The organism is Mesorhizobium sp. M0615 (assembly GCF_040320805.1).
GTDB lineage: Bacteria > Pseudomonadota > Alphaproteobacteria > Rhizobiales > Rhizobiaceae > Mesorhizobium.
Map to the genome: position 1 here is coordinate 336,006 of NZ_JAMYQI010000008.1, position 23,073 is coordinate 359,078.

Sequence of the window (23,073 nt, forward strand, 5' to 3'; positions counted from 1 at the left end):
AAGCGCCGGCTTCAGGCCGTTGGCTTCGGCAGCGCCGGCCCGGCGGCCGCGCCCTGCTGCACGGCGGGTATACGGCTGACCGCCTGGCGCAAATTCTCGGCCTCGACCCCGCGCTGGCGCGCCAGCTTGCGGTAGCGGCCCTGCTTGACCCAGGTCGCCAGGCTGCCGACGACCATGCCGATGGCGAGCGCCACGAACAGGAAGATGAACAGCGGCAAGGTCAGCGTCAGTTTCGGATTGCCGGGGTTGAACGGGTCGAGCGTGAAGGCGACCAGCTCGCGGTTGGCGACGGCCAGCGCGATCAGGATGACGGCGAGCGGCACGAAGACCACGATAAGTATGAAGCGGTTCAACATAGAAATTCCCTGGAGAAGGCAGGCCTTGATAACGCCGGCGCGTTGGTCCGCGCCTACTTGCCGCCATTCAGCCTTTCACGCAATTCCTTGCCGGTCTTGAAGAACGGCACCCACTTCTCCTCGACCTCGACGGATTCGCCGGTGCGCGGGTTGCGGCCGGTGCGGGCAGGGCGATTCTTCACCGAAAAAGCGCCGAAGCCACGCAACTCGACCCGATTGCCTTCCGCCAGGGCATCGGTGATCTCGTCGAAGATCGCTCCCACGATGTTTTCGACGTCGCGCAGGAAAAGATGCGGGTTGCGCGTGGCAATGATCTGCACAAGCTCGGATTTGATCATCAGAAAGGTCCCCGTGAAAGCGCTGCGGTCAAATTATCAGGATGATTTTATTTGCTTTTTTACTCGCCCCAACCGGCAGATCAAGGGTGCCAGACGGAAACGAGACCGTCAAGAAACAAGCGATCCGCGCCAATTTCGTGAAGCACGTCGCTGCCGGCCTCCGACAGGCCGAGCGCGCTGCCGACGCTGCGCGCTATTGCTTTCGAGAACAGGAAGCCGCCACGCCGCTCGGTGTCCTTCCATTCCACCACCTTGAGCTTGGCGTCGACACCCTTGGTCGCCAGCCAGTCGATCGCCACGCTCTCGCCGCCGACAGCGTCGATCAGACCGTTGGCAAGGCCCTGGCGGCCGGTGAAGATCGAGCCGTCGGCAAGGGCCAGTGCCTGATCGCGGGTCATTTTGCGGCGCTCGGCGACGATGCCGACGAACCAGTCATAGCTGTCGAGGATGAGCTTGCGGACCATGGCTCGCTCGTCTTCATTGGTCGGCTTGAAGGGCGAGGGCGATGCCTTCAGCGGCGAGGATTTCACTTCCTCGAGCTTGATGCCGACCTTGTCCATCAGACCGCTGACATCGGGATACTGGATGAGCACACCGATCGAGCCGACGATCGACGTCTTGCGGGCAACGATATGGTCGCTGGCACTGGCGATCATGTAGCCGGCCGATGCGGCCAGCGTGCCGACCTCGGCCACCACCGGCTTGTCGGCGGCAAGCTTGCGCACCTCCTCGTAGATCGATTCGCCGCCGACCGTGGTGCCTCCGGGCGAATCGATCGCCAGGATGACGCCCTTGACCTGCGGGGATGTGCGGATGGTTTCCAGCCGCTTGATCAGTTCCTCGTCCTCGGTGATGGTGCCTTCGATCCTGACCTTGGCGATGTGGTCGACGGAAGAACCGCCGAGGTCGCCCCCATAGAACCAGCTTGCAAGCGCAATCACCCCAAGGGCCACGATGGCAATGGCGGCGCCGCGCCAGAAGGTCAGCTTGCGCCGCAAGCGGCGGCGGTCGATCAGGTCGTCGGCTCTCAGTGCCATGGTCTGCCTCACAGTCGGTGGGAAGCGATGCTTTTAAAGCAAGCGTCCGCGCCCGGCTACCTCTTCGTCAAGAGCCTGCGACGAAGCGACCTTCACGACGGAGGCATTTCAGGAAAAAATGACGCGGCGCGTTCGTTTCTGCTATGAAGTGACGAAATTGTGTCGCCTGAGTTCCGTCTGTAAAACAGCGGCCGTCACATTTTTGCGGTTTTCCTCCGCTTGTGCTTGCTTGCGGGGGCCGGCAACCCACCTATAGCAGGTGTTTTGGCGGACAAGGGTTTATTAGAAGTCAGTCATGCTTGCGCGATCGAACGAACCGACCAATGCCGATGCGGCCTTGGCGCCCACGGCGCCAGCGGGCACGCGCGGCGACGCCTTCGACCGCGCCCAGCGCCACTCGCGCCGCGTGCGCGTGCTTAAGTTTGCCGTGCCGGTGCTTGCCGCCGGGATCGCGGTTGCGTTTCCGGTCTATTCCTATCTGGCGGCGCCGATCAACATTTCGATACAGGCAGACGGCACCGCTTTCGCGGATGGCAAGCTGGTGATGGCCAATCCGAAGCTCAACGGCTTCACCAAGGACAAGCTGCCCTATTCGCTGACGGCCTTGCGCGCCATCCAGGATGTCGGCAAGCAGGACATCATCGAACTCGAAGGCATCCATGCCAAATTGCCGCTGACGGCCGACAATGTGGCGACCGTCGACGCCAAGCGCGGGATCTACAACAGAAACGCCAACACTATGGACATGACCAGCGACGTTACCGTCACCACCACCGACGGCGTCGCTGCCATCTTCAAATCGGTCTTCCTCGATATGGGCAAAGGCTCTATGAAGACAGGTGATGCGGTCGATGTCAGCCGTAACGGCTCGCGGATCACCGCGGGTTCAATGTCGGTCGAAGACAATGGCAAGGTCATCGTTTTCGAGAACAAGGTAAGCGTTCACATCGATCCGGCCACTATGAAGGCGGCAGAGGCAAAGAGCGGAGAAACGAATGCGTCCCAGTAATTCGGCACGGCTTGTCGCCGCAGCTTCGGCCTTGCTGTTGCTGGGTATGGCGCCGTCCTGGGCTCAGTCCAGCGCCAGCAGCCAGTCCGGGCTCAAACTGTCGGGCGACCAGCCGATCCAGATCGAGAGCGACAAACTTGAGGTCCGCCAGGCCGACAGCATGGCGCTGTTCAGCGGCAACGTCACCGTCACGCAAGGGCCAACGCTGCTCAAGGCCGGCAGCATGGAGGTCTACTACGTCAAGGACCCCAACGCCGCCAAAGGTGCTGCCGCCGGCGCTTCGGCGATGACCGGTTCGGCCAATATCGACCATCTGGTGGTCAAGAACAAAGTCTACATCAAGTCGAATGACCAGATCGCCACCGGCGACAACGCCACGTTCGACATGAAGACGCAGGTGCTAGTTCTGTCGGGCAAGGAGGTCGTCTTGTCCCAAGGACCCAACGTCCTCAAGGGCTGCAAGCTCACCGTGCAGATGAAAAGCGGCCTTGCTCAGGTCGATGGCTGCGGCGGGCGCGTCATCATGTCGATGACGCCGCCACCGAAATCCGAGGCCCCGAAGCCCGAATGACTGGCGTGTCTTCGCTGCTGACCCGCCTTCCGGGACGGGCGGCCAGTAAACTTGCAGCACCGGCCACAGTCACCGTTGATTCCTCGAAGTTCAAGGGCACCCTGATCGCCAAGGGTCTGACCAAGAGCTACAAGGGCCGCAAGGTGGTCAGCGGTGTCACCATCGGCGTGCGCGCCGGCGAGGCTGTCGGGCTGCTCGGGCCAAACGGCGCCGGCAAGACCACCTGTTTCTACATGGTCACCGGCTTGGTGCCGGTCGATGAGGGCACGATCGAGATCGACGGTTTCGACGTCACCTCGATGCCGATGTACCGCCGCGCCCGCCTCGGCATCGGCTATTTGCCGCAGGAAGCCTCGATCTTCCGCGGCCTGAATGTCGAGCAGAACATCCGCGCCGTGCTCGAAGTGGTTGAGAAGGACCGCAAGGTGCGCGAGCGCAATCTCGACGAACTGCTCGAGGAATTTCACATCAGCCATCTGCGGAAGTCGCCGTCCATGTCGCTGTCGGGTGGCGAGCGGCGGCGTCTTGAGATCGCCCGAGCTTTGGCGACGCGCCCGGCCTACATGCTGCTCGACGAGCCGTTCGCCGGCATCGACCCGATTGCCGTCGCCGACATCCAGCAGCTGGTTCGTCATCTAACGGCGCGCGGCATCGGCGTGCTGATTACCGACCACAATGTGCGCGAAACGCTCGGCCTCATCGACCGCGCCTACATCATCCATGCCGGCCAGGTGCTGACTCATGGCCGTGCCGACGAGGTGGTGGCGAACCCCGATGTGCGCCGGCTCTACCTCGGCGAAGGTTTCACGCTCTGAGCGTGAAATTTGTTTCCTGACGTGATTTTTGCCGCCCCGCCGGGCTTTTTTCTCCGATTTTGCGTGAGATAATGCTTCGGTAGGGGCCTTTTGCCATCGTTCGCCTTGACAAGCAAAAGCCGGGCCAGTTTCTATGGAAGGTCGGAAAAATTCATTTTCCGGCAGCTTCTGATGTGTAGGCTTCCGGGTGCAGAAGGGCGTTTGAAACCGAACCATGGCGTTGGCGGCGAAACTACAGCTACGACAATCCCAGTCGCTGGTGATGACGCCGCAGCTGATGCAGTCGATCAGGCTGTTGCAGCTCACCCATGTCGAGCTCGACCACTTCATCGACGACGAGATCGAGCGCAATCCGCTGCTGGAGCGCGCCGAGCCCCAGGATGACGCCGCAAGCGACCAGGTGCAGAAGGGCGATGCCGCTCCTGAGCCTGCCGCCGATGGCGACTGGTTCGAAAACGAGACGGCGTGGAGCGCCGAAGCGATCTCCGACAAGCTCGACAGCTCGCTGGAAAATCTGTTCCCCGACGATCCCGGCACCAGCGAGCGGCTCGGCCCGGACCTGACGGCGCAGTGGAAGTCGGCCACCGGCAATAGTTCGTCCGGTTCTTCCGAAGGCTTCGACGTCGGCGACATGGCAGCCGCGGCGATCACGCTGCGCCAGCATGTTGGCGAGCAGATCGCGCTTGCCTTTGCCGATCCGGCCGCAAGGCTGATCGCAGCCGAACTGGCCGACGGCCTGGACGAGGCCGGCTACCTGCGCGCCGATCCCGCCGAGATCGCCAAACGGCTCGGCGCCGATCAGGCGATGGTGGCCAATGTGCTGGCAGCCTGCCACACATTCGAGCCGGTCGGCCTGTTTGCGCGCGACCTTGCCGAATGCCTGTCGCTGCAGCTTGCCATGCGCGATCGTCTCGATCCGGCGATGAAGACGCTGATCGGCAACCTAGAACTGTTGGCGCGGCGCGATTTCCAGACGCTGAAGCGGCTTTGCGGGGTCGACGAGGAGGATCTCCTCGACATGCTGGCCGAAATCCGCGCGCTCGACCCGCGCCCGGGCATGGCGTTTTCGGGCGGCGCCAGCGACGCCATCGTCGCCGATGTCGAAGTCCGCGCCGCCAATGACGGCAGCTGGACGGTCGAGCTCAATGCCGAGACGCTGCCGCGCGTGCTTGTCGATCACATCTATTTCGCCCAGGTCTCGCCGCATGCGAAGAATCAGGCGGAGAAGGATTTCCTGGCCGAGTGCCTGCAGAATGCCAACTGGCTGACGCGCAGTCTCGACCAGCGGGCAAAGACGATCCTGAAAGTGGCGTCGGAAATCGTGCGCCAGCAGGACGCTTTTCTCGTCCATGGCGTGCGTCAGCTCAGGCCGCTCAACCTGCGCACGGTGGCCGATGCCATCGGCATGCATGAATCGACCGTCAGCCGGGTGACGGCCAACAAATACATGCTGACGCCGCGTGGCGTGTTCGAGCTGCGTTATTTCTTCACGGCTTCGATCGCGGCGTCGGGCGGCGGTGATGCGCATTCCTCGGAAGCGGTGCGCGACCGCATCAAGCAGCTGATCGACGAGGAAAAGCCCGCCGATGTGCTGTCCGACGACGCAATCGTCGATATGTTGAAGGAAAGCGGCGTCGATATTGCCCGGCGCACGGTGGCCAAGTACCGGGAGGGTATGAATATTCCCTCGTCGGTGCAGCGGCGGCGTGAAAAGCGCGCTCTGGCGAGCGCGGGGCGCTAGGTCTGCTTGCCCGGCAAGGCTTTTGCTATGGCTGGATTCCACAACTTTCCGACCTTAAAGCGCATCGCGCTGAAACGGATTCATACGACGCGCTTTAAGTCTTTGTTTTGATGCATGTCGTTGTCCCAGAACCGCAGCGCACTTCTGGGCGACATGCATTAATTGACAAGCTGCAATGAAGTGTCTAGAAGCCCGCCCGCATGAGACGGGCTCGCGGCCCGCATGCGGATGGTCCGTCACGATGAAGGCCACGGGACGGCCAAGAAGGCGGATTGTGATCAACCGGAAAGTTCGGATCTAAAATCGGCGCGAGTTGACGCCGCAAAGCTTGTGCGCACGGATCACGAGTATAAACTCTGGCCAGTTTGAAGCCTGAGCAAGGAAGGTCAGTTTTCAGATGAAATTGCGCATATCGGGTAAACACATGGATATCGGCGATGCGTTGCGTACGCGCATTACCGATCGTGTCGGCGAGGCGATTGGAAAATATTTCGATCGCGGTTTTTCAGGGCACGTCACGGTCATCAAATCGGGGTCGCGTTACTCGGCCGATTGCATGATCAGGCTGGATTCCGGCGCTTCGCTGCAGGCAACCGGCGATTCCCAGGATCCGACACTTGCCTTCGAGGCGGCCGCGGACCGCCTCGAAACCAGGCTGCGGCGCTACAAACGCCGTCTGAAATCGCACAATTCAGGCAATGGAAATGGCGAAATCACCGACATCGCCTATACGGTAATGGCGCCGCTGACTGATGACGATGAGGACATTCCGGAGGACTACGCCCCGGCCATCGTCGCCGAATCAACCATGACGCTGCAGACCATGTCGGTGGCGTCGGCGGTCATCGAACTCGACACCAAGGACAGCCCGGTTTTCGTCTTCCGCAACGCCGGAAACGACCACCTCAACATCGTCTATCGGCGGCCGGACGGAAATATCGGCTGGATCGACCCGTCGACGACCAAAGTCGCACAGGCGTGACGACAACGACAATGGTCGCACAGGTGACGACAATGGTCGCACAGAGATGATAGCCAGCCGCGCGAGGGGCGAGGACTGGTGACGGCAGGCGAATAAGGGATTTCAAATATGGATCTGAGCGATCTTCTCAACGTTCCGGCGATCTTGCCGGCGTTGAAGGCGAACTCCAAAAAGCAGCTTCTGCAGTTGCTGTCCGAGAGAGCGGCGGCGATTTCCGGCATTCCGGAGCGCGAAGTGTTCGACACCATCCTGCAGCGCGAACGGCTGGGCTCCACCGGCGTCGGCAACGGCATCGCCATTCCGCACGGCAAGCTCGCCGGGGTGAAGCGCATCGCCGGCGTCTTTGCCCGGCTGGAGACGCCGGTCGATTTCGAGGCCTTGGATGACCAGCCGGTCGATCTGGTGTTTTTGCTGCTGGCCCCGGAAGGCGCCGGCGCCGATCACCTCAAGGCACTGTCGCGCATCGCCAGGGTTTTGCGCGACGCCGACACGGTGGCCAAGATCAGAGGCACGCGCGACGCGGTCGCCATCCACGCACTGCTTTCGGACACGCAGGCCTCGCACGCCGCCTGAAGTTCTTCGGATTTAAGTCTTCCAGGGGCCGCCGAAGGCGGCCCTCTCCATTTCAACCGCCAGCAGTCGCCTTAGTGAATGGCGACAGTGGTCAGGTCGTTTTCCATGGCGCCGGCCAAAGCCCGGTCTTTCGCATCCGAAAGCAGGATTGGCTGGCCGTTGGCGGCAAACAGGGCCCACAGGACCATACCAGGCGCTATTTCGCCGAGGTTGGGGAAGCGCCCGAGCAGCTCGTCGCTCGAGACCTTGCGGAGATAAGCGACCGAGCCTTCGCCGAGATGGGCGAATTCGCCGCTGGTCATGGTGATGGTTTCGTCAGTTCTGGTCATTTCAAGCCTCCTTGGCGCGAGGACGCCGCTCAAGGCCATCCCGCATGAGAGCCATCGGTAAAGATCAGTCTTTCACCGATATATTTATTTTCCGTACCAGCCGTTCGGTATCCGGCCGATCGAGATCGATCGACAAAAGGCCGTTCTTCAGTTCCGCTGCGATCACCCGCATGCCGTCGGCCAGCACGAAACAGCGCTGGAACTGGCGCGCGGCGATGCCGCGGTGGAGGAATTCGCGCTCGGTGTCGTCGGTTTGACGGCCGCGCACGACCAACTGGTTTTCCTCCGTGGTGACATCGAGATCGCTTTCGGCGAAACCCGCGACAGCCAGCGTAATGCGCAGCCTTTCGGCCTTGCCGTCAGCACCGCTGAGGCGCTCGATGTTGTAGGGAGGATAACTGTCACCGGATTTCGCCAGTCGTTCCAGGGTCTTTTCCATGGCATCGAAACCAAGGAGAAGCGGGCTGGAGAAGGGCGTCATTCGGCTCATGTTACACTGTCCTCTTTGGAGCGACATAAACTGGAAAAACCCGGATGGCATTTTTCCCGATGGTCTTGATATGGTCCGCGCCGCGGCCAAGTTCAAGCCGCCGAACACCCCCGCCAAAAAGACTCCCCCGCATAAGGAAATGAAATGCCCCAGACCCGCAAGATCATCATCGACACGGATCCCGGCCAGGACGATGCCGTCGCCATATTGCTGGCGCTCGGCAGCGCCGAGCTGGAGATCGTCGGCATCTCTGCTGTTGCCGGCAACGTGCCGCTGAAATTGACCGAAAAGAACGCCAGGAAAATCTGCGAACTGGCCGGCCGGCCCGACATCAAGGTCTATGCAGGCGCCATCCGCCCGTTGGCGCGCGAGCTGGTCACCGCCGAGGAAGTGCATGGCAAGACCGGCCTCAACGGCCCGCAACTGCCCGATCCGAAGATGAAGCTGCAGGGCCAGTATGCGGTCGACTTCATCGTCGAGACGCTGATGAAGGAAGAGGCCGGCACGATCACGCTGTGCGCGCTCGGCCCGCTCACCAATGTCGCGCTGGCGCTGATCCGTGAGCCGAAGATCGCGCCGCGCATCAAGGAAATCGTACTGATGGGCGGCGGTTTCTTCGAAGGCGGCAATGTCACGCCGACCGCAGAATTCAACATCTATGTCGATCCGCAAGCCGCCGACCTGGTGTTCAAATCCGGCATTCCGATCGTCATGATGCCGCTCGACGTCACCCACAAGGCGCTGACCACGGCCAAGCGCACGCAGGCCATCCGCCAGCTCGGCACCCGGGTCGGCACCGCGACGGCCGAGATGCTGGAGTTCTTCGAGCGCTTCGACGAGGAGAAATACGGCACCGATGGCGGCCCGCTGCACGACCCCTGCGTCATCGCGTATCTGTTGAAGCCGGAGCTGTTCAAGGGCCGCAACTGCAACGTCACCGTCGAAACCACCTCCGAACTCACCATGGGCATGACCGTGATCGACTGGTGGGGCGTGACCAAGCGGCCGAAGAACGCCATGGTGATGCGCGACATCGACCATGACGCCTTTTTCGCGCTTCTGGTGGAGCGGTTGGCTCGGCTTTAGCTCTGTCTTTCCTTTCTCCCCATTGTGGGTTCCGAAGGGACGGGGCGAGACAAGTGGCTCGCCCCCGGGCGGTGTCGCCGAAGGCGACGGATGTGGGGTGTTCCAGGGAACGCCCACGTCTCACTCCGCTGGAACACCCCTCATCCGTCTCGGCGCTATCGCGCCGATCCACCTTCTCCCACAGGGGAGAAGGAAGGCGCCGCCGCCGTTCACTTTGCAAATCGATAGAAGACCATTCCATTCTCGCGCGTGACGCGCTCCATGTTTGCCGTCGCGCCGATCAGATGCGGCCGGTCGTCATCGACAAGAATGGACGAACCGCTTTCGAGCGAAACCAGATAAAGGGTGTGGTCGTGGTCCGATTGGGCGCTTTTGACCGTTGCGTGGATTGGCTCGACTGACCGGATGGGGCTTGCATCATTCGTCCATTTGTAGAGCGCCGAAGGAACCATCATCGCGAACATGGCGACGATCAGGACCACGCCGGGCGCGTTCCTTTTCAAATCCCTATAAGTCCATGACATTTGAAAGAATCCCCAGCACAAAGTCATGTGGTGGCGTGGAGACTGACTTTCAATCAGCCTTCACGTACGGGCTCATTCTGCCGTTGGAAACGACCGTCCACGGTTGTTACTTCGCCTTCGAAAAAGCTAGCCACAGGCCGCCGCCGACCAGAAAGCTGCCGCTGATCCTGGACATCAGCTTGATGCGGCTGGCCGAGAGCAGGCGGCCGGCGCGGCTGGCGGCGAGAGCATAGGTGGAATCCGAGACGGCGGCGAAGATCATGGCGGTGAGGCCCATGACGACGATCTGCAGGGTGTAATTGCCCTGCGGGGCGATGAATTGCGGGAAGAAGGCGCCGAAGAACACCAGGGTCTTGGGGTTGCTGAGCGCCACCAGCAGACCCTGCAGGAAGAAGCCGCCACGCGGCTTTCTCGCCGTGCCGTCGGCGTTCAGCGTGCCCTTGGCGCGGAACATCTGCACGCCCATCCAGATCAGATAGGCGGCGCCGATCAGACGCACCCATTCGAACCAGTGGCCCATGCCCGCGATCAGCGTGTTGAGGCCGATGCCGACGATGGCGATCATGATGGCAAGCCCGGCCTGCGTGCCGGCGACATTGGCAAGCCCGGCGCGCGCGCCGTGGCGGATGCTGTTGGCGATGATCAGCGTCACCGTCGGACCGGGCACCAGGATGATGACGATGCAGGCAAGGACATAGGCGGCGTAGAGTTCCAGCGACATGGGGATTTCCTCGAGGATGCGCTTAGGCGGCTGGCTGCAATCAATGCATGGCGGCGGGGCTGGTGCAAGCCGTCGCAGACCGTGCCGCCCCTCGCGTCAGGACGCCCCCGCCTGCCAAGGCAAGGTCGCCTCATAGGCCGCGCCGGCCCTGAGCACGGCGAGGTCGCCGCGCGGGCGTCCGATCAGCTGCATGCCCATGGGACGGCCTTTGTCGTCGAAGCCGACGGGCACGTTGAGCGCCGGACAGCCGCCGAGCGTGGCGAAGGCCGAAACCTGCATCCAGCGATGGTAGCTGTCCATCGTCCGTCCGGCGACCTCACTTGGCCAATGCGTGCCGACGTCGAAAGGAAAGACCTGCGCCGTCGGCAGCGCGATGAGATCGAAGTGCTCGAACAGCGACAGCAGCGTCCGGTGCCAGGCGGTGCGGATGACCGAGGCCGCGCGGATCTGCGGCGCCGTCAGCCGCATGGCGTTCTCCACCTCCCAGACGGCTTCCGGCTTCAGCAGGGCGCGCTTGTGCGGGTCGTCATAATGGACTTTCAGCGCCGAGCCGCTGCTCGCCTGCCGCAGCGTCACGAAGGCTTGCCACAGTGCCTCGAAATCGAAATCCGGCAGCAAGGGCTCGGTCAGGAAGGATGCCTCCGCGAAGCGGCCGAGTGCGGCCTCGCACAGATCGAGGATGCCAGGCTCCACCGGCAGGTGACCGCCGAGATCACCGAGCCAGCCGACGCGGCCGCCGCTTGCCGGCGTTGCCAGCCCTTCGAGGAATGAACCAGGCTTTTCCCAGGACAAGGGCGCATGCGGATGGTAGCCCGCCTGCACGTCGAGCAGCAGCGCCATGTCGCTGATGCTGCGGCCCATCGGCCCGTCTATGCCCATCTGAGCATGAAAGACTTCCAGGTCCGGCCCTCCGGGGACAAGGCCCTGCGACGGGCGGAAGCCATAGACATTGTTCCACGCCGCCGGATTGCGCAGCGAGCCGCCGAAATCGCTGCCGTCGGCGACCGGAACCATGTCGAGCGCAAGGGCGACCGCAGCGCCGCCGCTCGACCCGCCTGCGGTGAGCGCCGGATCGAAGGCGTTCAGCGTCGGGCCGAACACGTTGTTGTAGGTGTTGGATCCCAGCCCGAATTCGGGAACATTGGTCTTGCCGATGATGATGGCGCCGGCCTTGCGGATGCGCTCGACGAAGAAATCATCCTCCTGCGGCACGAAATCGGCGAAGATCGGCGAGCCGAAACTGGTCCTCAAGCCGCTCGTCATGGCGAGGTCTTTTATCGCCATCGGCAGGCCGAACAGCGAGCCGGCCGGCCCGCCTTGCGCTAGATGCGCGTCCGCCGCGTCGGCCTCGCGCAGGATGTCGGAGCGCTCGCGCAACGAGACGATGGCGTTGACCAGCGGGTTTACCGCGTCGATGCGGTCGAGGAATGCGGCGACCAACTCGCGCACGGACAGGCGGCGCAGCCGGATCGCCTCGGCCAGGTCGACAGCGGACATCCGGCAGATGTCGCCGGCGGGGGGCACGGCGTGCTTCGTTGCGGGGCGCAGGGCTGTCATCCGGCGTTGTTGCGCAGGGCGGTGTCCACATCCGCGGCCAGCGGGATGGCCGGCTGGGCGCCGGGCTTCAGGCAGGCGAGCGAGCCGGCGGCTGCGGCGCGGGTGAGAGCCTGCTCCAGCGGCAGGTTGGACGCCAGCCCGGCGGCGAGATAACCGCAAAAAGTATCGCCGGCCCCGACGGTGTCGACCGGCGTGATCTTCAGCGCCGGCACGGTCAGGAAATCCTCCGGGGTCGCCGCCAGCACGCCGTCGCCGCCGAGCGTGACGACGATGGTGCGGCCGGTTTTGCCGGCGAAGTCGCGCATGCGCGCCGGGCGGTCTCGGCCTTTCAGCGACAGCGCCTCGCCGTAAAGGTCGAATTCGGTTTCGTTGGCGACGGCGTAGTCGGCCTTGCCGAGCAACGCTGCCGCCTCGCTACGGAACGGCGCGGTGTTGAGCACGGTGACCGCGGCGGCGGCGCGTGCGGCGTCAAGCGCTGCATCGACAGTCTGCAACGGGATCTCGTGCTGCAGCAGGACGACGTCGCCCTTCGCAAGGAAAGCCTTGGCGAGATCGCCGGGCAGCACCGAATCATTGGCGCCCGGCACGACGGCGATGACATTCTCGCCATCGGCGCCGACGAGGATCAGCGCCGTGCCGGTGGAGGCGAAGCTCTGGCCGACGCCGGAGAGATCGACCTTGCCGGCCACCAGCAAAGCCAGCGCCTCAGTGGCGAAATTGTCCTTGCCGACGGCGCCGACCATGCGCACCTTGGCGCCGGCGCGCGCCGCAGCCAGCGCCTGGTTGGCGCCCTTGCCGCCGGGCGCGGTGGTGAAGCCGGAGCCGCGGACCGTCTCGCCCGGCGAAGGCAGGCGGTCGACATTGGCGATAAGGTCGAGGTTGATCGAGCCGACAACGATGATCAAGAAAGCCTCCTGCGGAATGCGCGGGAAGCTAACCTGTAAGCCGGCGGCTTGCCAGAGCGTGCGGATGTTTTGCGCCGGGAGCTCGCAAAAAGAAAAACACCGGCGAAGGGATTTCGCCGGTGTTGTTTGATGCGGGCAGCTTCAGGACGCGGTCTGGCCCGCTTCCCAACCGAGGATGGCGCGTTTGCGGGTCAGGCCCCAGTGGTAGCCGGTGAGTGCGCCGGACTTGCCCAGCGCCCGATGGCAAGGGACGACGAAGGACAATGGGTTGGCGCCGACCGCCGCCCCCACCGCCCGGCTGGCGTTTGGCGCGCCGATCCTGGAGGCGATCGAGGAATAAGTGCAGGCCTTGCCCATCGGGATCCTGAGCAGCGCGTCCCAGACGCGCAGCTGGAAGTCGGAGCCGATCATCACCACGCGCAGCGGCTGGTCGGCGCGCCACAATGTCGGATCGAAGATGCGCGCCGCATAGGGCTGGGTGGCGCTCATGTCCTCGACATAGGTGGCGTTCGGCCAGCGGCCCGACATGTCGGCGAAAGCCGCCCGCTCGCCGCCCGGATCGTTGAAGGCGAGCCCCGCAAGGCCACGGTCGGTGACCATGATCAGGGCGATGCCGAAGGGCGAGATGTGGTAGCCGTAGCGGATGGTCAGGCCGGCGCCGCGCGTCTTGTAGTCGCCCGGCGACATCGCCTCGTGGGTGACGAACAAATCGTGCAGCCGGCCGGGGCCGGACATGCCGAGTTCGAACGATGTTTCGAGGAGCGGCATGCCGGAATCGAGCAGTTTGCGGGCATGGTCGAGGGTGACCGCCTGCAGGAAGGCTTTTGGCGACAGGCCGGCCCAGCGGGTGAACAGTTTTTGCAGGCCCGTGGGTGTCTCGCCGACATCGGCTGCCAGGGCTTCCAGCGAGGGCTGGTCGCGATAGTCGAGGCTGATCTTCTCGATGGCGCGGCGCACGACCTCGTAGTCGCTGCCCTTGGGGGTGATGTCGTGCTGCAGGATCGCTGTCGGTTTCATCTGCGTATTCATGGTCATCTGGGCGTTCATGGCAATATCTCCTTGACCGCGAATATCGGTCTTTCCGCCCCTTGCAACCACCCGAAACTTGCCTTGTTGCCGCCTGTTCCCAGATAAATACTGGATTGCGCCCCGGGAGATGCCAATGGCCGGCGAAAGGGTGAATCTGAGCGGAGCAAGGGAGACCTTGCTGATGACGCTTTATGGCAAGGCACTGGAAAGCCGGCTGCCGCATTCGCTGCTCGGGGATCGCTTCGCCGACGAGGCCGTGCGCAAGATCGACTATGATTTCTCGCGCCTCAAGGTCGACACCAATCTCGGCATCGGCCTGGCGATCCGGGCCAAGACGTATGATGTCCGCGTTCAGGACTTCATCGCCAGAAATCCCGGCGCCATCGTGCTGCATCTCGGCTGCGGGCTCGATACGCGCATTTTCCGTGTCGATCCACCCGAAGGCGTGGAGTGGTTCGATGTCGATTTTCCGGATGTCATCGCGCTCCGGCGCAAGCTTTACCCGTCCCGGGACCATTACCACCTCGTCGGCTCTTCGGTAACCGACCCAGACTGGCTGGCAGAAGTGCCGAGCAATCGTCCGGCCGTCGTGGTGATGGAGGGGTTGACGCCTTATCTCCCGGTAGAGGAGGGGCCACGGCTGCTGTCACGCCTTGTCGCGCATCTTGCCGGCGGCGAGCTGATGTTCGACGCCTACAGCCACTTCGGCCTGAAGATGCTGCGCCTCAATCCGACCATCAGGGCGACGGGCGCCGAGGTTCACTGGGCGATCGACGACCCGCAGGTACTGGAGCGTGCCGTTCCGAAGCTGCGCTTTGTCGACGATATCTCGGCCTACAGCGCGGAACGCACAGCGCATATGAGCTGGTCCGCAAAACTGTTCATCGGGCTCTGGAGACACATTCCCGCATTGCGCAAGGTCGGCAGGATTTTACGCTACCGGTTCTGACGCGCCGACTCTAACGCGTCCTGGCTTTTGTCAGAGCACGTGAAAATGCAGTGGCAAAACTCTCGCGGGAGTCAGGGTCCAGGAATGACCCGATCGGCACATTCTGTCCTTGTGCTTCCACCGTCATCCTGGTGATGCCGATCTCGGCATGGCGAGCGACGGAAAAGCGCGCCCAGAACGGGTTGAAGCGATGCGCTTCCGACTTTCCCGAGGGCGCCGTCTTGCGGATGTCGAGGCTGGTGCGCGACACCGACACTTCCTCGCGGGCACGGGCGGCACGATAGTTGGCGCGGAAGGCGATGTAGACGGCGATGACGTCGAGGCCGAAGAAGCCGAACACCGGCCAGGCGCCGCGCGACAGGAAAAACGCCCCGGTCACCACCCAGCCGAACAGCAGCGCGCCCATCAGCACGGCAAAGCCGGTGCGGCCCAGCGAGCGGTGCGGTGTCAGCAGCGCCTGGAAGAATGGCTCGTCGGCCTGAAACGAGGCGTTTGTGTCGCTCATCCCAGGATATTATAGGAGGGAAATGGCCAGCCCCAAGTCCAAAAATCTTTCCCTATCCAAAAGTGAACTGCCGCCCGGGCGGCGCGACGGCTCGAATGCCAAGCCGCGACCGCGGCCGGCGCGGCTCCGTTCGCTCTACAGCGCCGCCGAGGTGCATGAGATCTTCCGGCGGTTTTCGGTGCAGCGGCCCGAGCCGAAGGGCGAGCTCGAGCACGTCAACGCCTTCACGCTGCTGGTGGCCGTGGTGCTGTCGGCGCAGGCGACCGATGCCGGCGTCAACAAGGCGACGCGGGCGTTGTTCAAGGTCGCCGACACACCTGAAAAGATGCTGGCGCTGGGCGGAGCCAGGGTCGGCGAGTACATCCGCACCATCGGACTCTGGCGCAACAAGGCCAAGAATGTCGTGGCGCTCTCGGAGGCGCTGATACGCGATTACGGCGGCGAGGTGCCCAGCGAGCGCGATGAGTTGGTCAAGCTGCCGGGGGTCGGGCGCAAGACCGCCAATGTCGTGCTCAACATGGCGTTCGGCCAGCACACGATGGCGGTCGACACCCATATTTTCCGCATCGGCAACCGCCTCGGCCTGGCGCCAGGCAAGACGCCCGAACAGGTCGAGCAAGGGCTGCTGCGGATCATCCCGGACGAGTATATGCGCCATGCGCATCACTGGCTGATCCTGCATGGCCGCTATGTCTGCAAGGCGCGCAAGCCCGATTGCCCGGCCTGCGTCATCGCCGATCTCTGCAAGGCCGAGGTGAAGACGACAGACGTGCCGGCGCCGCTCGTGGAAATCGCGGCGCCCGGCGTCCCGACAACTAGCTTTCCTCCACGAACACCTCTTCGCGCTTCTTCTTGACCGACGGCAGGAAGACGACGACGAGCACGGCCAGTGCGACGAGCAGCAGGCCGGCGCTGATCGGCCGCGTCACGAAGGTCGAGGGGTCGCCGCGCGACAGGATCATGGCGCGGCGCAGGTTTTCCTCGAGCAGCGGGCCGAGCACGAAGCCGAGCAGCAGGGGTGCGGGTTCGCAGCGCAGCTTGGTCAGGATGTAGCCGAGCAGGCCGAAGAAGGCGACTGCGTAGAGATCGAAGGCGTTGGTGTTGACGCTGTAAACGCCGATCGAGCAGAACGCCATGATGATCGGGAAGAGCACATAATAGGGGATCGTCAGCAGCTTCACCCACAGCCCGATCAGCGGCAGGTTCAGCACGATCAGCATCAGATTGCCGATCCACATCGAGGCGATGATGCCCCAGAACAGCGCCGGCTGCTCGATCGCGACATTGGGGCCGGGCACGATGCCCTGGATGATCATGGCGCCGATCATCAGCGCCATGACCGGATTGGCCGGAATGCCCAGCGTCAGCATCGGAATGAAGGAGGTCTGGGCGCCGGCATTGTTGGCCGATTCCGGTCCGGCGACGCCGGCGATGGCGCCCTTGCCGAACTCCTCCGGGTGTTTCGACACGCGCTTTTCGACCGTGTAGGAGGCAAAGGCCGCAAGCACCGCGCCGCCGCCGGGCAGGATGCCGAGCGCCGAACCGATGATCGTGCCGCGCACGATGGGCGCGGCCATCGCCTTGAAGTCGTCGCGGGTCGGCATCAGGCCGGAGACCTTTTTGATCATCACCGAGCGCTCGTGCTCGTTTTCGAGATTGCGCAGGATCTCGGCAACGCCGAAGACGCCGACCGCCACCGCGACGAAGTTCAGCCCGTCGGCATATTCGCGGATGCCGAGCGTGAAGCGCGGCGTGCCGGTGTAGATGTCGGTGCCGACAATGCCGAGCAGCAGGCCGAGCACGACCATCGCCAGCGCCTTGACGATCGAGCCGTGGGCGAGCGCGATGGACGAGACGAGGCCGACGATCATCAGCGAAAAATATTCGGCCGCGCCGAATTGCAGGGCTATTGCCGTCAGCGGCGGGGCAAAGACGGCGACGAGAAAGGTCGACACCGTGCCGGCGAAGAACGAGCCGATCGCGGCGATCGCCAGAGCCGCCCCGGCGCGACCGTTCCTGGCCATCTGGTAGCCGTCGATGGCGGTCACGGCCGAGGAGGATTCGCCGGGCATGTTGATGAGAATGGCGGTGGTCGAACCGCCATACTGGGCGCCGTAGTAGATGCCGGCCAGCATGATGAGGGACGAGACCGGGTCGCCGATCTGGAAGGTGATCGGCAGCAGCATGGCGATGGTTGCGGTGGCGCCGATGCCGGGCAGGACGCCGATCAGCGTGCCGAGCAGAACGCCGATGAGGCAAAAACCCAGATTGGCCGGCGTGGTGGCCGTCGAAAAGCCGAGTTCGAGGTTCCTGAGGAGGTCCATCTCAGCGCCTCACAATGCCAGCCATTGGGGCAACCAGGGGCCGAAGCGCTGGAATGGCAGCCCGAGCGCGTAGCTGAAGACCAGCACCGAAAACAGCGTCAGGCCGGCCGACAGCAGAAGTGCCGTCAGCGGCTTCATGCGGGCGCTGGCAAAAGAGGCGATCAGCGCCGTCAGGAAGATCGACGGGACGAAGCCGAGGCCGCGCACGGTCATGCCGAAAAAGATCGGCGCCGGCAGGATGAACAGCATGCCGCGCCACGCAATGGGGCCGATCGGCTCGCCCTCGACGCGCACCGCCTGGACGAGGATGATGGCGCCGAGCACGATCAGCACGATCGCCAGCACCAGCGGGAAATAGCCCGGTCCCATGCGGAAGGCGGTGCCGATTTCGAGGCCGAGCGATTGTATCGCGAAAAAGGCGCCGAAAAAGATGAACAGCGCGGCGCACAGGCCGTTTGCCCTGTCGATGGCGAAAGGTTTCATGGCGGTCCTCCCCTGACCCTTGCAACGGGCTTGCCGTTGCAAATGTGAAAACGGACGTCGAAGCGAAAACGGGGCGCCGGCAGCGCCCCGTTCAAGCCTCAGTCGGCGTATTGGCCGGCGGCTTCGATGATCGGCTTCCAGCGCATGATCTCGCCTTCCAGCTTGGCCTTCAGCGCTGCCGGCGTCGCGTCGGCCTCGGACGACGGCTTGGTGCCGAGTTCGGCGAAGCGGGCGATGACGTTGGGGTCCTTCAGCGCGACCTGGAGCGATTTCGACAGTCGGCCGGTGATCTCGGCCGGCGTGCCCTTCGGCGCATAGAGGCCGTGCCAGATGCCGACCTGCACCGCGGGCAGGCCGGCTTCGATGGTCGTCGGCACGTCCTTCAGCACGTCGAGGCGCTCCGGCGTGGTGACGGCATAGGCCTTGATCGTGCCGCCCTGGATCTGCTTGGTGGTGTTGGTGGTCTGGTCGCACATAATGTCGACCTGGCCGCCGAGAAGGTCGGTCATGGCCGGACCGGTGCCCTTGTAGGGCACGGTGACCAGCGGCGTGCCGATGGCGCTCATGAACAGCATGCCGCACAGATGCGAGGCAGCGCCGATGCCGGCATTGGCGACGGTGATGGTGTCCTTGTTGGTCTTGGCGTATTCGACCAGCCCTTTCAGGTCGGCCGGCTCCAGGTCCTTGCGGGCGACGATGGCCATCGGCACCTCGGTGACGAGGCCGACATACTCGAAGGCGTTCAGCGTGTCGTAGGCGAGTTTTCTGTAGAGGGTCGCGCTGGTCGCCATGCCGATGTGATGGAGGAGCAGCGTGTAGCCATCCGGGTCGGCGTTGGCGACGCGGCCGGCGCCCAGCGTGCCGCCGGCGCCGCCGACATTTTCGACGATGATCTGCTGGCCGAGATCCTTCGACATGGCTTCGGCGACGAGCCGCGTAACCGTGTCGGTCGGACCGCCGGCCGCAAACGGCACGACGACGGTGATGGTGCGCTCGGGATAGGTCTGTGCGCTGGCGGTGAACGAATAAAGCGTGACGGCCGCGGCGGCGGCCAGGGCGGCTACAATTTTCCTCATCGTAATTCTCCTCCCAGGATATCAATCTCCGATCGCTGTGCAGGTCAGGCAGCGAGGGTGCAACAAAGGCAAGCTAACAGATTGTCGCCTGACGCAAACTGCAAAATACAGTCGTGCGCAACCATGGCGATCAGTGGGGAGTATGCCCGGAGGAGATGGGTTTGGTGTTGGCGTTGCTTCAATAATCGTAGCCGCGCGCCATCGCCGCCGCGAAGATCGGGATCAGCAGGAAGATGAAGGCTTCGGCGCGCACATAGGTCTTCACCGAGGCGAGTTCCGCAACCGGCACCTGAAAGCCGGGATTTGCACTGGCTTGCCGGTTCCAGGAGATGAAGCGGATGGTCGGGATGATCGACAGCAGGCCAACGATGCCGAATGCCGCCATCTTGGCCCAGAACACCCAGTTGTAGACGTAGAACTCCCAGCCCTTCAGGCCGTAGACGACGCGGCCGATGCCGACGATGATGATCGACATCGCGAGGATGCCGTAGTGGCGGTCGATGCCGGCAAGCCGCTTCAGCGTGGCGGCGGAGAGGTCGCCGCGGATCAGGACAAATTCGGCGCCAATGATGCCGGCCAGCGAGAACACCAGCAGATGATGGAAAATGGCAAGCACGAGATCGGTGGTGTCCATGGCGTTCTCCTCCCATTGGCGGTATCGAGACCGGCCCTTGCCGGACCGGTTGCGAAAGGTAGCATCGTTCGGCAGAATTCCCAGAGGCGGATCTGGGTTGGACCATCGGCGTCGCCATCCTGACAGCTGGGGTTTTCTGAAATGACCGGACTGAAGCGCGCCCTGTACCCGATGCCGGACGACATCCGCATCGCCCTGACCGAAAAAGGACTGACAGCGGCCTACGAGGCGCGGCCGGACTACCAGAAGAACGATTATCTCGGCTGGGTCGCCCGCGCCAAACGCAGCGACACCAGGCAGAAGCGGCTCGACCAGATGCTGGACGAATTGCGGCGCGGTGGGCTCTACATGAAGATGGTCTGGCACGGCTGAAAGTAAGCCGACGCTGTTCGCTTCGACCGCCTGGTCGCGCCAGGCCGTTCGGAAGCTTCCCTGGCTGAATGATGATCCGGCTTGGCCCTTGTCCGGGCGCGCTGGTTTGCTAAGCGCTGACCGTCAACGGAGGCAGAGTTTCATGGGCAGTCCAAAAACAGCCGGCGTCCCGGTTCTCGAAACGGAACGGACCATCATGCGGGCGCACCGGATCGAAGACTTCGACAACTATGCTGTCATGTGGGCCGACCCCGTCACCACCCGTTTCATCGGCGGCAAGCCGCGGACGCGGGAGGAAAGCTGGATGCGGTTCCTGCGGCATGCCGGCCTGTGGTCGCTGCTTGGCTACGGCTTCTGGGCGGTCGAGGACAAGGCCAGCGGTCGCTTCATCGGCGAGGCCGGATTCCACGATCTGAAGCGCGACATCGAGCCGTCGCTCGAGGGCATTCCGGAAGCCGGCTGGGCGCTGGCGCCGCAAGCGCATGGCAAGGGTCTTGCCAGCGAAGTCGTCAGAAGGGCCCTGGCCTGGGGCGACGAAACCTTTGCCGGCGCGAGAACCGTCTGCATCATCGATCCGGAAAACACCGGTTCGTTGAACGTTGCGGCAAAGTGCGGCTACACCAAGGTCCTGGAAACCACCTATCACGATGGGCCGACGATCCTGCTCGAACGGCGGGTGTGAAGCGCTTCATCGACGCAATTTCCACGTTCTGCTAGGGTTGGCTATTCTAATCTAGCTACGCAATTCCTGTGGGAAAACCGCTCACACTTTTCCTGGAATTGCTCTTTGGGGGAGCCGACCATGCGTGCGATCAATGCGATATCTCTGAAGCTTTTCTGGGCGGGGCTGCTGCTCCTGGCGGCCGTGCAACTGGCGGGCGCCGATGCGACGGTGCCGACCGCCGACATCGAGGGCGGTGCCGACAATCATCTGGCCAAGCGCTACGAGGGGTCGTTCATCGTCTCCTACGAAAAATTCGCCTATACCGATTTTACAGTGCCGCTGTCGCCGCTGAAGCCGAGCGCCGATCCGGATGCCCGTGACACGATGAACAACCGTGTGTTCGCGCCGGACATGAAGGCCGAGGTCGAAGGCGCGCTGACCCGCATCGCCTATGTGCTGCCGGCCGAGCGCTCCCCGCTCGAAGTGCTGCGCAACTACCAGGATGTGATCGCGGCCGCCGGCGGCGAAGTCCTGTTCGAATGCAAGAAGGAAGAGTGCGGCGGCGCCGCCGACCGGTCGTCGAGCGGTGGCGGCGGCGACATGAGCCTGATGATGTATTTCTTCCATGAAAGCGACGTCAAGGACGCGGCCTTTTCCAATGGCGCCTGTGCGGTAACCACCGGTATCAACGACCAGCGCTTCTTCGCTGCCAAGGTGCCGCAGGATGGCGGCGACGCCTATGTCACTGTTCAGGCCTATTCGCTGATCGACGACCTCTACTGCAAGGAACTCAACGGCCGCACCATCGCCGTCGTTCAGGTGCTGGAGCCCAAGGCGCGCGACAAGAAGATGGTGGTGGTCGAAGCGGCCAAGATGGCGGATTCGCTGTCGGCCACCGGCTCCATCTCGCTCTACGGCATCTTCTTCGACACCGACAAGGCCGACATCAAGCCGGAATCGGAACCGACGCTGAAGGAGATCTCGACGCTTCTGACCAACGAGCCCGGTATGGCGGTGATCGTCGTCGGTCATACCGACAACCAGGGCGCCTTCGACTACAATATCGATCTGTCGTCGCGGCGGGCGCAGTCGGTGAAGGCGGCGCTGGTCTCGAAATACGGCATCGATGGCGGCCGGCTGACCGCCGCCGGCGCCGGCATGATGGCGCCCGTCGCCAGCAATGACGGCGAAACCGGCCGCGCCAAGAACCGCCGCGTGGTGCTGGTCAAGGCGAACTGAGGCCGATCACGGTTTCAGCGCCGGCTAGGCGCGCTGCCTGCTCCAGCATCGAGGCATCCTCGCCGAAGGCGCGGGTGGCGCGAGCGGCGGCCTCCAGCAGGTCCGGTGTCATGCGGCGCAGGAACGCCGTATCGACGCGTGTCGACGGGCCGGCGAGCGTCAAGGCGCCGAGCAGAACGCGGCCCGGTCCGAACACCGGCACCGAGACGCCCGCCGTCTCAGGGTCGCGGTCGCCGATCGACAGATAGTGGCAGGCGTTGCGGATGGTCTCGTATGGTTCGCCCGGCTGGCCTGAAAACGCTGCCAGCACGCGGCCGCCCGAGCCGGTGAGCAACGGCAGCAGGTCGCCTTCCCGGATCGTGTAGCGGATAGGATGCTTGGATTCGACGCGGTAGAGACAGGTGCGGGCGTCGCCCGAGCGGACATAGAACGCCACGCTTTCCCAGCTGCGTTCGGCAAGATCACGCATGATCGGCAGCAGGATGTCGACCGCCACGACCGAGCGCTGGTAAAGCGCGCCAAGCCGAAAGGTGGCGGGTCCGATGCGGTAGCGGCCATCGTCGAGCCGCTCCAGCAACTGCCCGCGCAGCAATGAGTTCGCCAGCCTCAAAATGGTGCTTTTGTAGAGCCCGGTGCGCGCCGCGATCTCGGCCAGGCTGAGCGAGCGGTCGGCGGTCGCGAACGCGTCGAGAATGGCGATCGCGCGGTCGAGCGCGGCAACACCATCGGCCGGCAACGGCTGGGATCGCGCTTCGGTCATCTCA

28 protein-coding genes are annotated in these 23,073 nt (G+C 63.6%); 12 read left to right on the plus strand and 16 right to left on the minus strand.

What is annotated here, in order from left to right; all coding sequences use genetic code 11:
• Positions 1–11: 11 nt before the first annotated feature.
• The 3 genes from NKI46_RS16770 to sppA form a co-directional block, all read right to left on the minus strand.
• Entirely contained in the window at positions 12–356 is a 345-nt protein-coding gene (locus NKI46_RS16770) for a lipopolysaccharide assembly protein LapA domain-containing protein (protein WP_023669750.1), read from the minus strand.
• A gap of 53 nt (positions 357–409) precedes the next feature.
• Entirely contained in the window at positions 410–694 is a 285-nt protein-coding gene (locus NKI46_RS16775) for an integration host factor subunit beta (RefSeq protein WP_006200394.1), read from the minus strand.
• Between the two features lie 80 nt (positions 695–774).
• A complete protein-coding gene (gene sppA, locus NKI46_RS16780) occupies positions 775–1,731 on the minus strand; it encodes a signal peptide peptidase SppA (RefSeq protein ID WP_023686570.1) in 957 nt (318 codons plus the stop codon).
• A 295-nt stretch (positions 1,732–2,026) separates the two neighbouring features.
• Here sppA and lptC point away from each other — a divergent pair, with 295 nt between their 5' ends.
• The 6 genes from lptC to ptsN all read left to right on the plus strand — a co-directional run bounded on the left by lptC (position 2,027) and on the right by ptsN (position 7,422).
• Positions 2,027–2,740 (plus strand): LPS export ABC transporter periplasmic protein LptC, encoded by a 714-nt coding sequence (gene lptC / locus NKI46_RS16785; protein WP_023669748.1) that lies wholly within the window; start codon positions 2,027–2,029, stop codon positions 2,738–2,740.
• Complete coding sequence (locus NKI46_RS16790) at positions 2,727–3,311, plus strand: LptA/OstA family protein (RefSeq protein WP_023683069.1); 585 nt, start codon at positions 2,727–2,729, stop codon at positions 3,309–3,311. The genes lptC and NKI46_RS16790 overlap by 14 nt, the downstream gene beginning before the upstream one ends.
• The gene (gene lptB / locus NKI46_RS16795) at positions 3,308–4,126 is read left to right on the plus strand and encodes an LPS export ABC transporter ATP-binding protein (RefSeq protein ID WP_023669746.1); all 819 of its coding nucleotides are present in this window, start codon (positions 3,308–3,310) and stop codon (positions 4,124–4,126) included. The genes NKI46_RS16790 and lptB overlap by 4 nt, the downstream gene beginning before the upstream one ends.
• Positions 4,127–4,340: 214 nt before the next feature.
• On the plus strand, positions 4,341–5,867 hold the full coding sequence (gene rpoN, locus NKI46_RS16800) for an RNA polymerase factor sigma-54 (protein WP_023683070.1): 1,527 nt from the start codon (positions 4,341–4,343) through the stop codon (positions 5,865–5,867).
• A gap of 397 nt (positions 5,868–6,264) precedes the next feature.
• The gene (gene hpf / locus NKI46_RS16805) at positions 6,265–6,849 is read left to right on the plus strand and encodes a ribosome hibernation-promoting factor, HPF/YfiA family (RefSeq protein ID WP_023751408.1); all 585 of its coding nucleotides are present in this window, start codon (positions 6,265–6,267) and stop codon (positions 6,847–6,849) included.
• Between the two features lie 108 nt (positions 6,850–6,957).
• Positions 6,958–7,422 carry a PTS IIA-like nitrogen regulatory protein PtsN gene (gene ptsN, locus NKI46_RS16810; RefSeq protein WP_023669743.1) on the plus strand — a complete coding sequence of 155 codons (465 nt, stop codon included), beginning with the start codon at positions 6,958–6,960 and terminating at the stop codon, positions 7,420–7,422.
• A 71-nt stretch (positions 7,423–7,493) separates the two neighbouring features.
• Here the strand turns inward: ptsN and NKI46_RS16815 are convergent, their stop codons facing one another.
• Positions 7,494–7,751, minus strand: a complete 258-nt coding sequence (locus NKI46_RS16815) for a BQ00720 family protein (protein WP_023683072.1) — start codon at positions 7,749–7,751, stop codon at positions 7,494–7,496.
• Between the two features lie 64 nt (positions 7,752–7,815).
• Positions 7,816–8,241, minus strand: coding sequence for an Hsp20 family protein (locus NKI46_RS16820; protein ID WP_023669741.1), 426 nt, complete (start codon positions 8,239–8,241; stop codon positions 7,816–7,818).
• 144 nt (positions 8,242–8,385) lie between these two features.
• Between NKI46_RS16820 and NKI46_RS16825 the strand changes: the two genes are divergently transcribed.
• Complete coding sequence (locus NKI46_RS16825; protein ID WP_023698210.1) at positions 8,386–9,327, plus strand: nucleoside hydrolase; 942 nt, start codon at positions 8,386–8,388, stop codon at positions 9,325–9,327.
• A 209-nt stretch (positions 9,328–9,536) separates the two neighbouring features.
• On the opposite strand, the gene NKI46_RS16830 is transcribed toward NKI46_RS16825, so the two are convergent.
• The 5 genes from NKI46_RS16830 to NKI46_RS16850 all read right to left on the minus strand — a co-directional run bounded on the left by NKI46_RS16830 (position 9,537) and on the right by NKI46_RS16850 (position 14,081).
• Positions 9,537–9,809 carry a hypothetical protein gene (locus NKI46_RS16830; RefSeq protein ID WP_245261353.1) on the minus strand — a complete coding sequence of 91 codons (273 nt, stop codon included), beginning with the start codon at positions 9,807–9,809 and terminating at the stop codon, positions 9,537–9,539.
• 148 nt (positions 9,810–9,957) lie between these two features.
• Positions 9,958–10,572 (minus strand): LysE family translocator, encoded by a 615-nt coding sequence (locus tag NKI46_RS16835; RefSeq protein WP_023728526.1) that lies wholly within the window; start codon positions 10,570–10,572, stop codon positions 9,958–9,960.
• Between the two features lie 96 nt (positions 10,573–10,668).
• A complete protein-coding gene (locus NKI46_RS16840; RefSeq protein ID WP_352747036.1) occupies positions 10,669–12,129 on the minus strand; it encodes an amidase in 1,461 nt (486 codons plus the stop codon).
• Positions 12,126–13,034, minus strand: coding sequence for a ribokinase (locus NKI46_RS16845; RefSeq protein WP_023714115.1), 909 nt, complete (start codon positions 13,032–13,034; stop codon positions 12,126–12,128). The genes NKI46_RS16840 and NKI46_RS16845 overlap by 4 nt, the downstream gene beginning before the upstream one ends.
• Before the next feature lie 141 nt (positions 13,035–13,175).
• On the minus strand, positions 13,176–14,081 hold the full coding sequence (locus NKI46_RS16850; protein WP_031244703.1) for a methylated-DNA--[protein]-cysteine S-methyltransferase: 906 nt from the start codon (positions 14,079–14,081) through the stop codon (positions 13,176–13,178).
• A 115-nt stretch (positions 14,082–14,196) separates the two neighbouring features.
• Here NKI46_RS16850 and NKI46_RS16855 point away from each other — a divergent pair, with 115 nt between their 5' ends.
• Complete coding sequence (locus NKI46_RS16855; RefSeq protein ID WP_023737543.1) at positions 14,197–15,012, plus strand: class I SAM-dependent methyltransferase; 816 nt, start codon at positions 14,197–14,199, stop codon at positions 15,010–15,012.
• Between the two features lie 10 nt (positions 15,013–15,022).
• On the opposite strand, the gene NKI46_RS16860 is transcribed toward NKI46_RS16855, so the two are convergent.
• On the minus strand, positions 15,023–15,517 hold the full coding sequence (locus tag NKI46_RS16860) for a DUF2244 domain-containing protein (protein WP_023669732.1): 495 nt from the start codon (positions 15,515–15,517) through the stop codon (positions 15,023–15,025).
• A gap of 22 nt (positions 15,518–15,539) precedes the next feature.
• Between NKI46_RS16860 and nth the strand changes: the two genes are divergently transcribed.
• Positions 15,540–16,373: an endonuclease III gene (nth, locus tag NKI46_RS16865; RefSeq protein WP_023683078.1), complete on the plus strand. Its 834-nt coding sequence runs from the start codon at positions 15,540–15,542 to the stop codon at positions 16,371–16,373.
• Here nth and NKI46_RS16870 read toward each other — a convergent pair.
• The 4 genes from NKI46_RS16870 to NKI46_RS16885 form a co-directional block, all read right to left on the minus strand.
• Entirely contained in the window at positions 16,333–17,841 is a 1,509-nt protein-coding gene (locus tag NKI46_RS16870) for a tripartite tricarboxylate transporter permease (protein ID WP_023683079.1), read from the minus strand. The genes nth and NKI46_RS16870 overlap by 41 nt on opposite strands.
• 9 nt (positions 17,842–17,850) lie before the next feature.
• Positions 17,851–18,324 (minus strand): tripartite tricarboxylate transporter TctB family protein, encoded by a 474-nt coding sequence (locus NKI46_RS16875; RefSeq protein WP_023683080.1) that lies wholly within the window; start codon positions 18,322–18,324, stop codon positions 17,851–17,853.
• A gap of 98 nt (positions 18,325–18,422) precedes the next feature.
• Positions 18,423–19,400: a tripartite tricarboxylate transporter substrate-binding protein gene (locus NKI46_RS16880; RefSeq protein ID WP_023683081.1), complete on the minus strand. Its 978-nt coding sequence runs from the start codon at positions 19,398–19,400 to the stop codon at positions 18,423–18,425.
• 178 nt (positions 19,401–19,578) lie between these two features.
• Positions 19,579–20,034, minus strand: coding sequence for a DUF2214 family protein (locus NKI46_RS16885; protein WP_352747039.1), 456 nt, complete (start codon positions 20,032–20,034; stop codon positions 19,579–19,581).
• A gap of 141 nt (positions 20,035–20,175) precedes the next feature.
• On the opposite strand from NKI46_RS16885, the gene NKI46_RS16890 reads away from it, so the two are divergent.
• From NKI46_RS16890 to NKI46_RS16900, 3 genes are all read left to right on the plus strand, one after another.
• Positions 20,176–20,406 (plus strand): YdeI/OmpD-associated family protein, encoded by a 231-nt coding sequence (locus tag NKI46_RS16890; RefSeq protein WP_023669726.1) that lies wholly within the window; start codon positions 20,176–20,178, stop codon positions 20,404–20,406.
• A 142-nt stretch (positions 20,407–20,548) separates the two neighbouring features.
• Positions 20,549–21,088, plus strand: coding sequence for a GNAT family N-acetyltransferase (locus NKI46_RS16895; RefSeq protein ID WP_023726468.1), 540 nt, complete (start codon positions 20,549–20,551; stop codon positions 21,086–21,088).
• A gap of 120 nt (positions 21,089–21,208) precedes the next feature.
• Entirely contained in the window at positions 21,209–22,309 is a 1,101-nt protein-coding gene (locus tag NKI46_RS16900) for an OmpA family protein (protein WP_352747042.1), read from the plus strand.
• On the opposite strand, the gene NKI46_RS16905 is transcribed toward NKI46_RS16900, so the two are convergent.
• The gene (locus tag NKI46_RS16905; protein WP_023686553.1) at positions 22,296–23,069 is read right to left on the minus strand and encodes an IclR family transcriptional regulator; all 774 of its coding nucleotides are present in this window, start codon (positions 23,067–23,069) and stop codon (positions 22,296–22,298) included. The two genes, NKI46_RS16900 and NKI46_RS16905, sit on opposite strands and share 14 nt — an antisense overlap.
• Between the last annotated feature and the right edge of the window lie 4 nt (positions 23,070–23,073).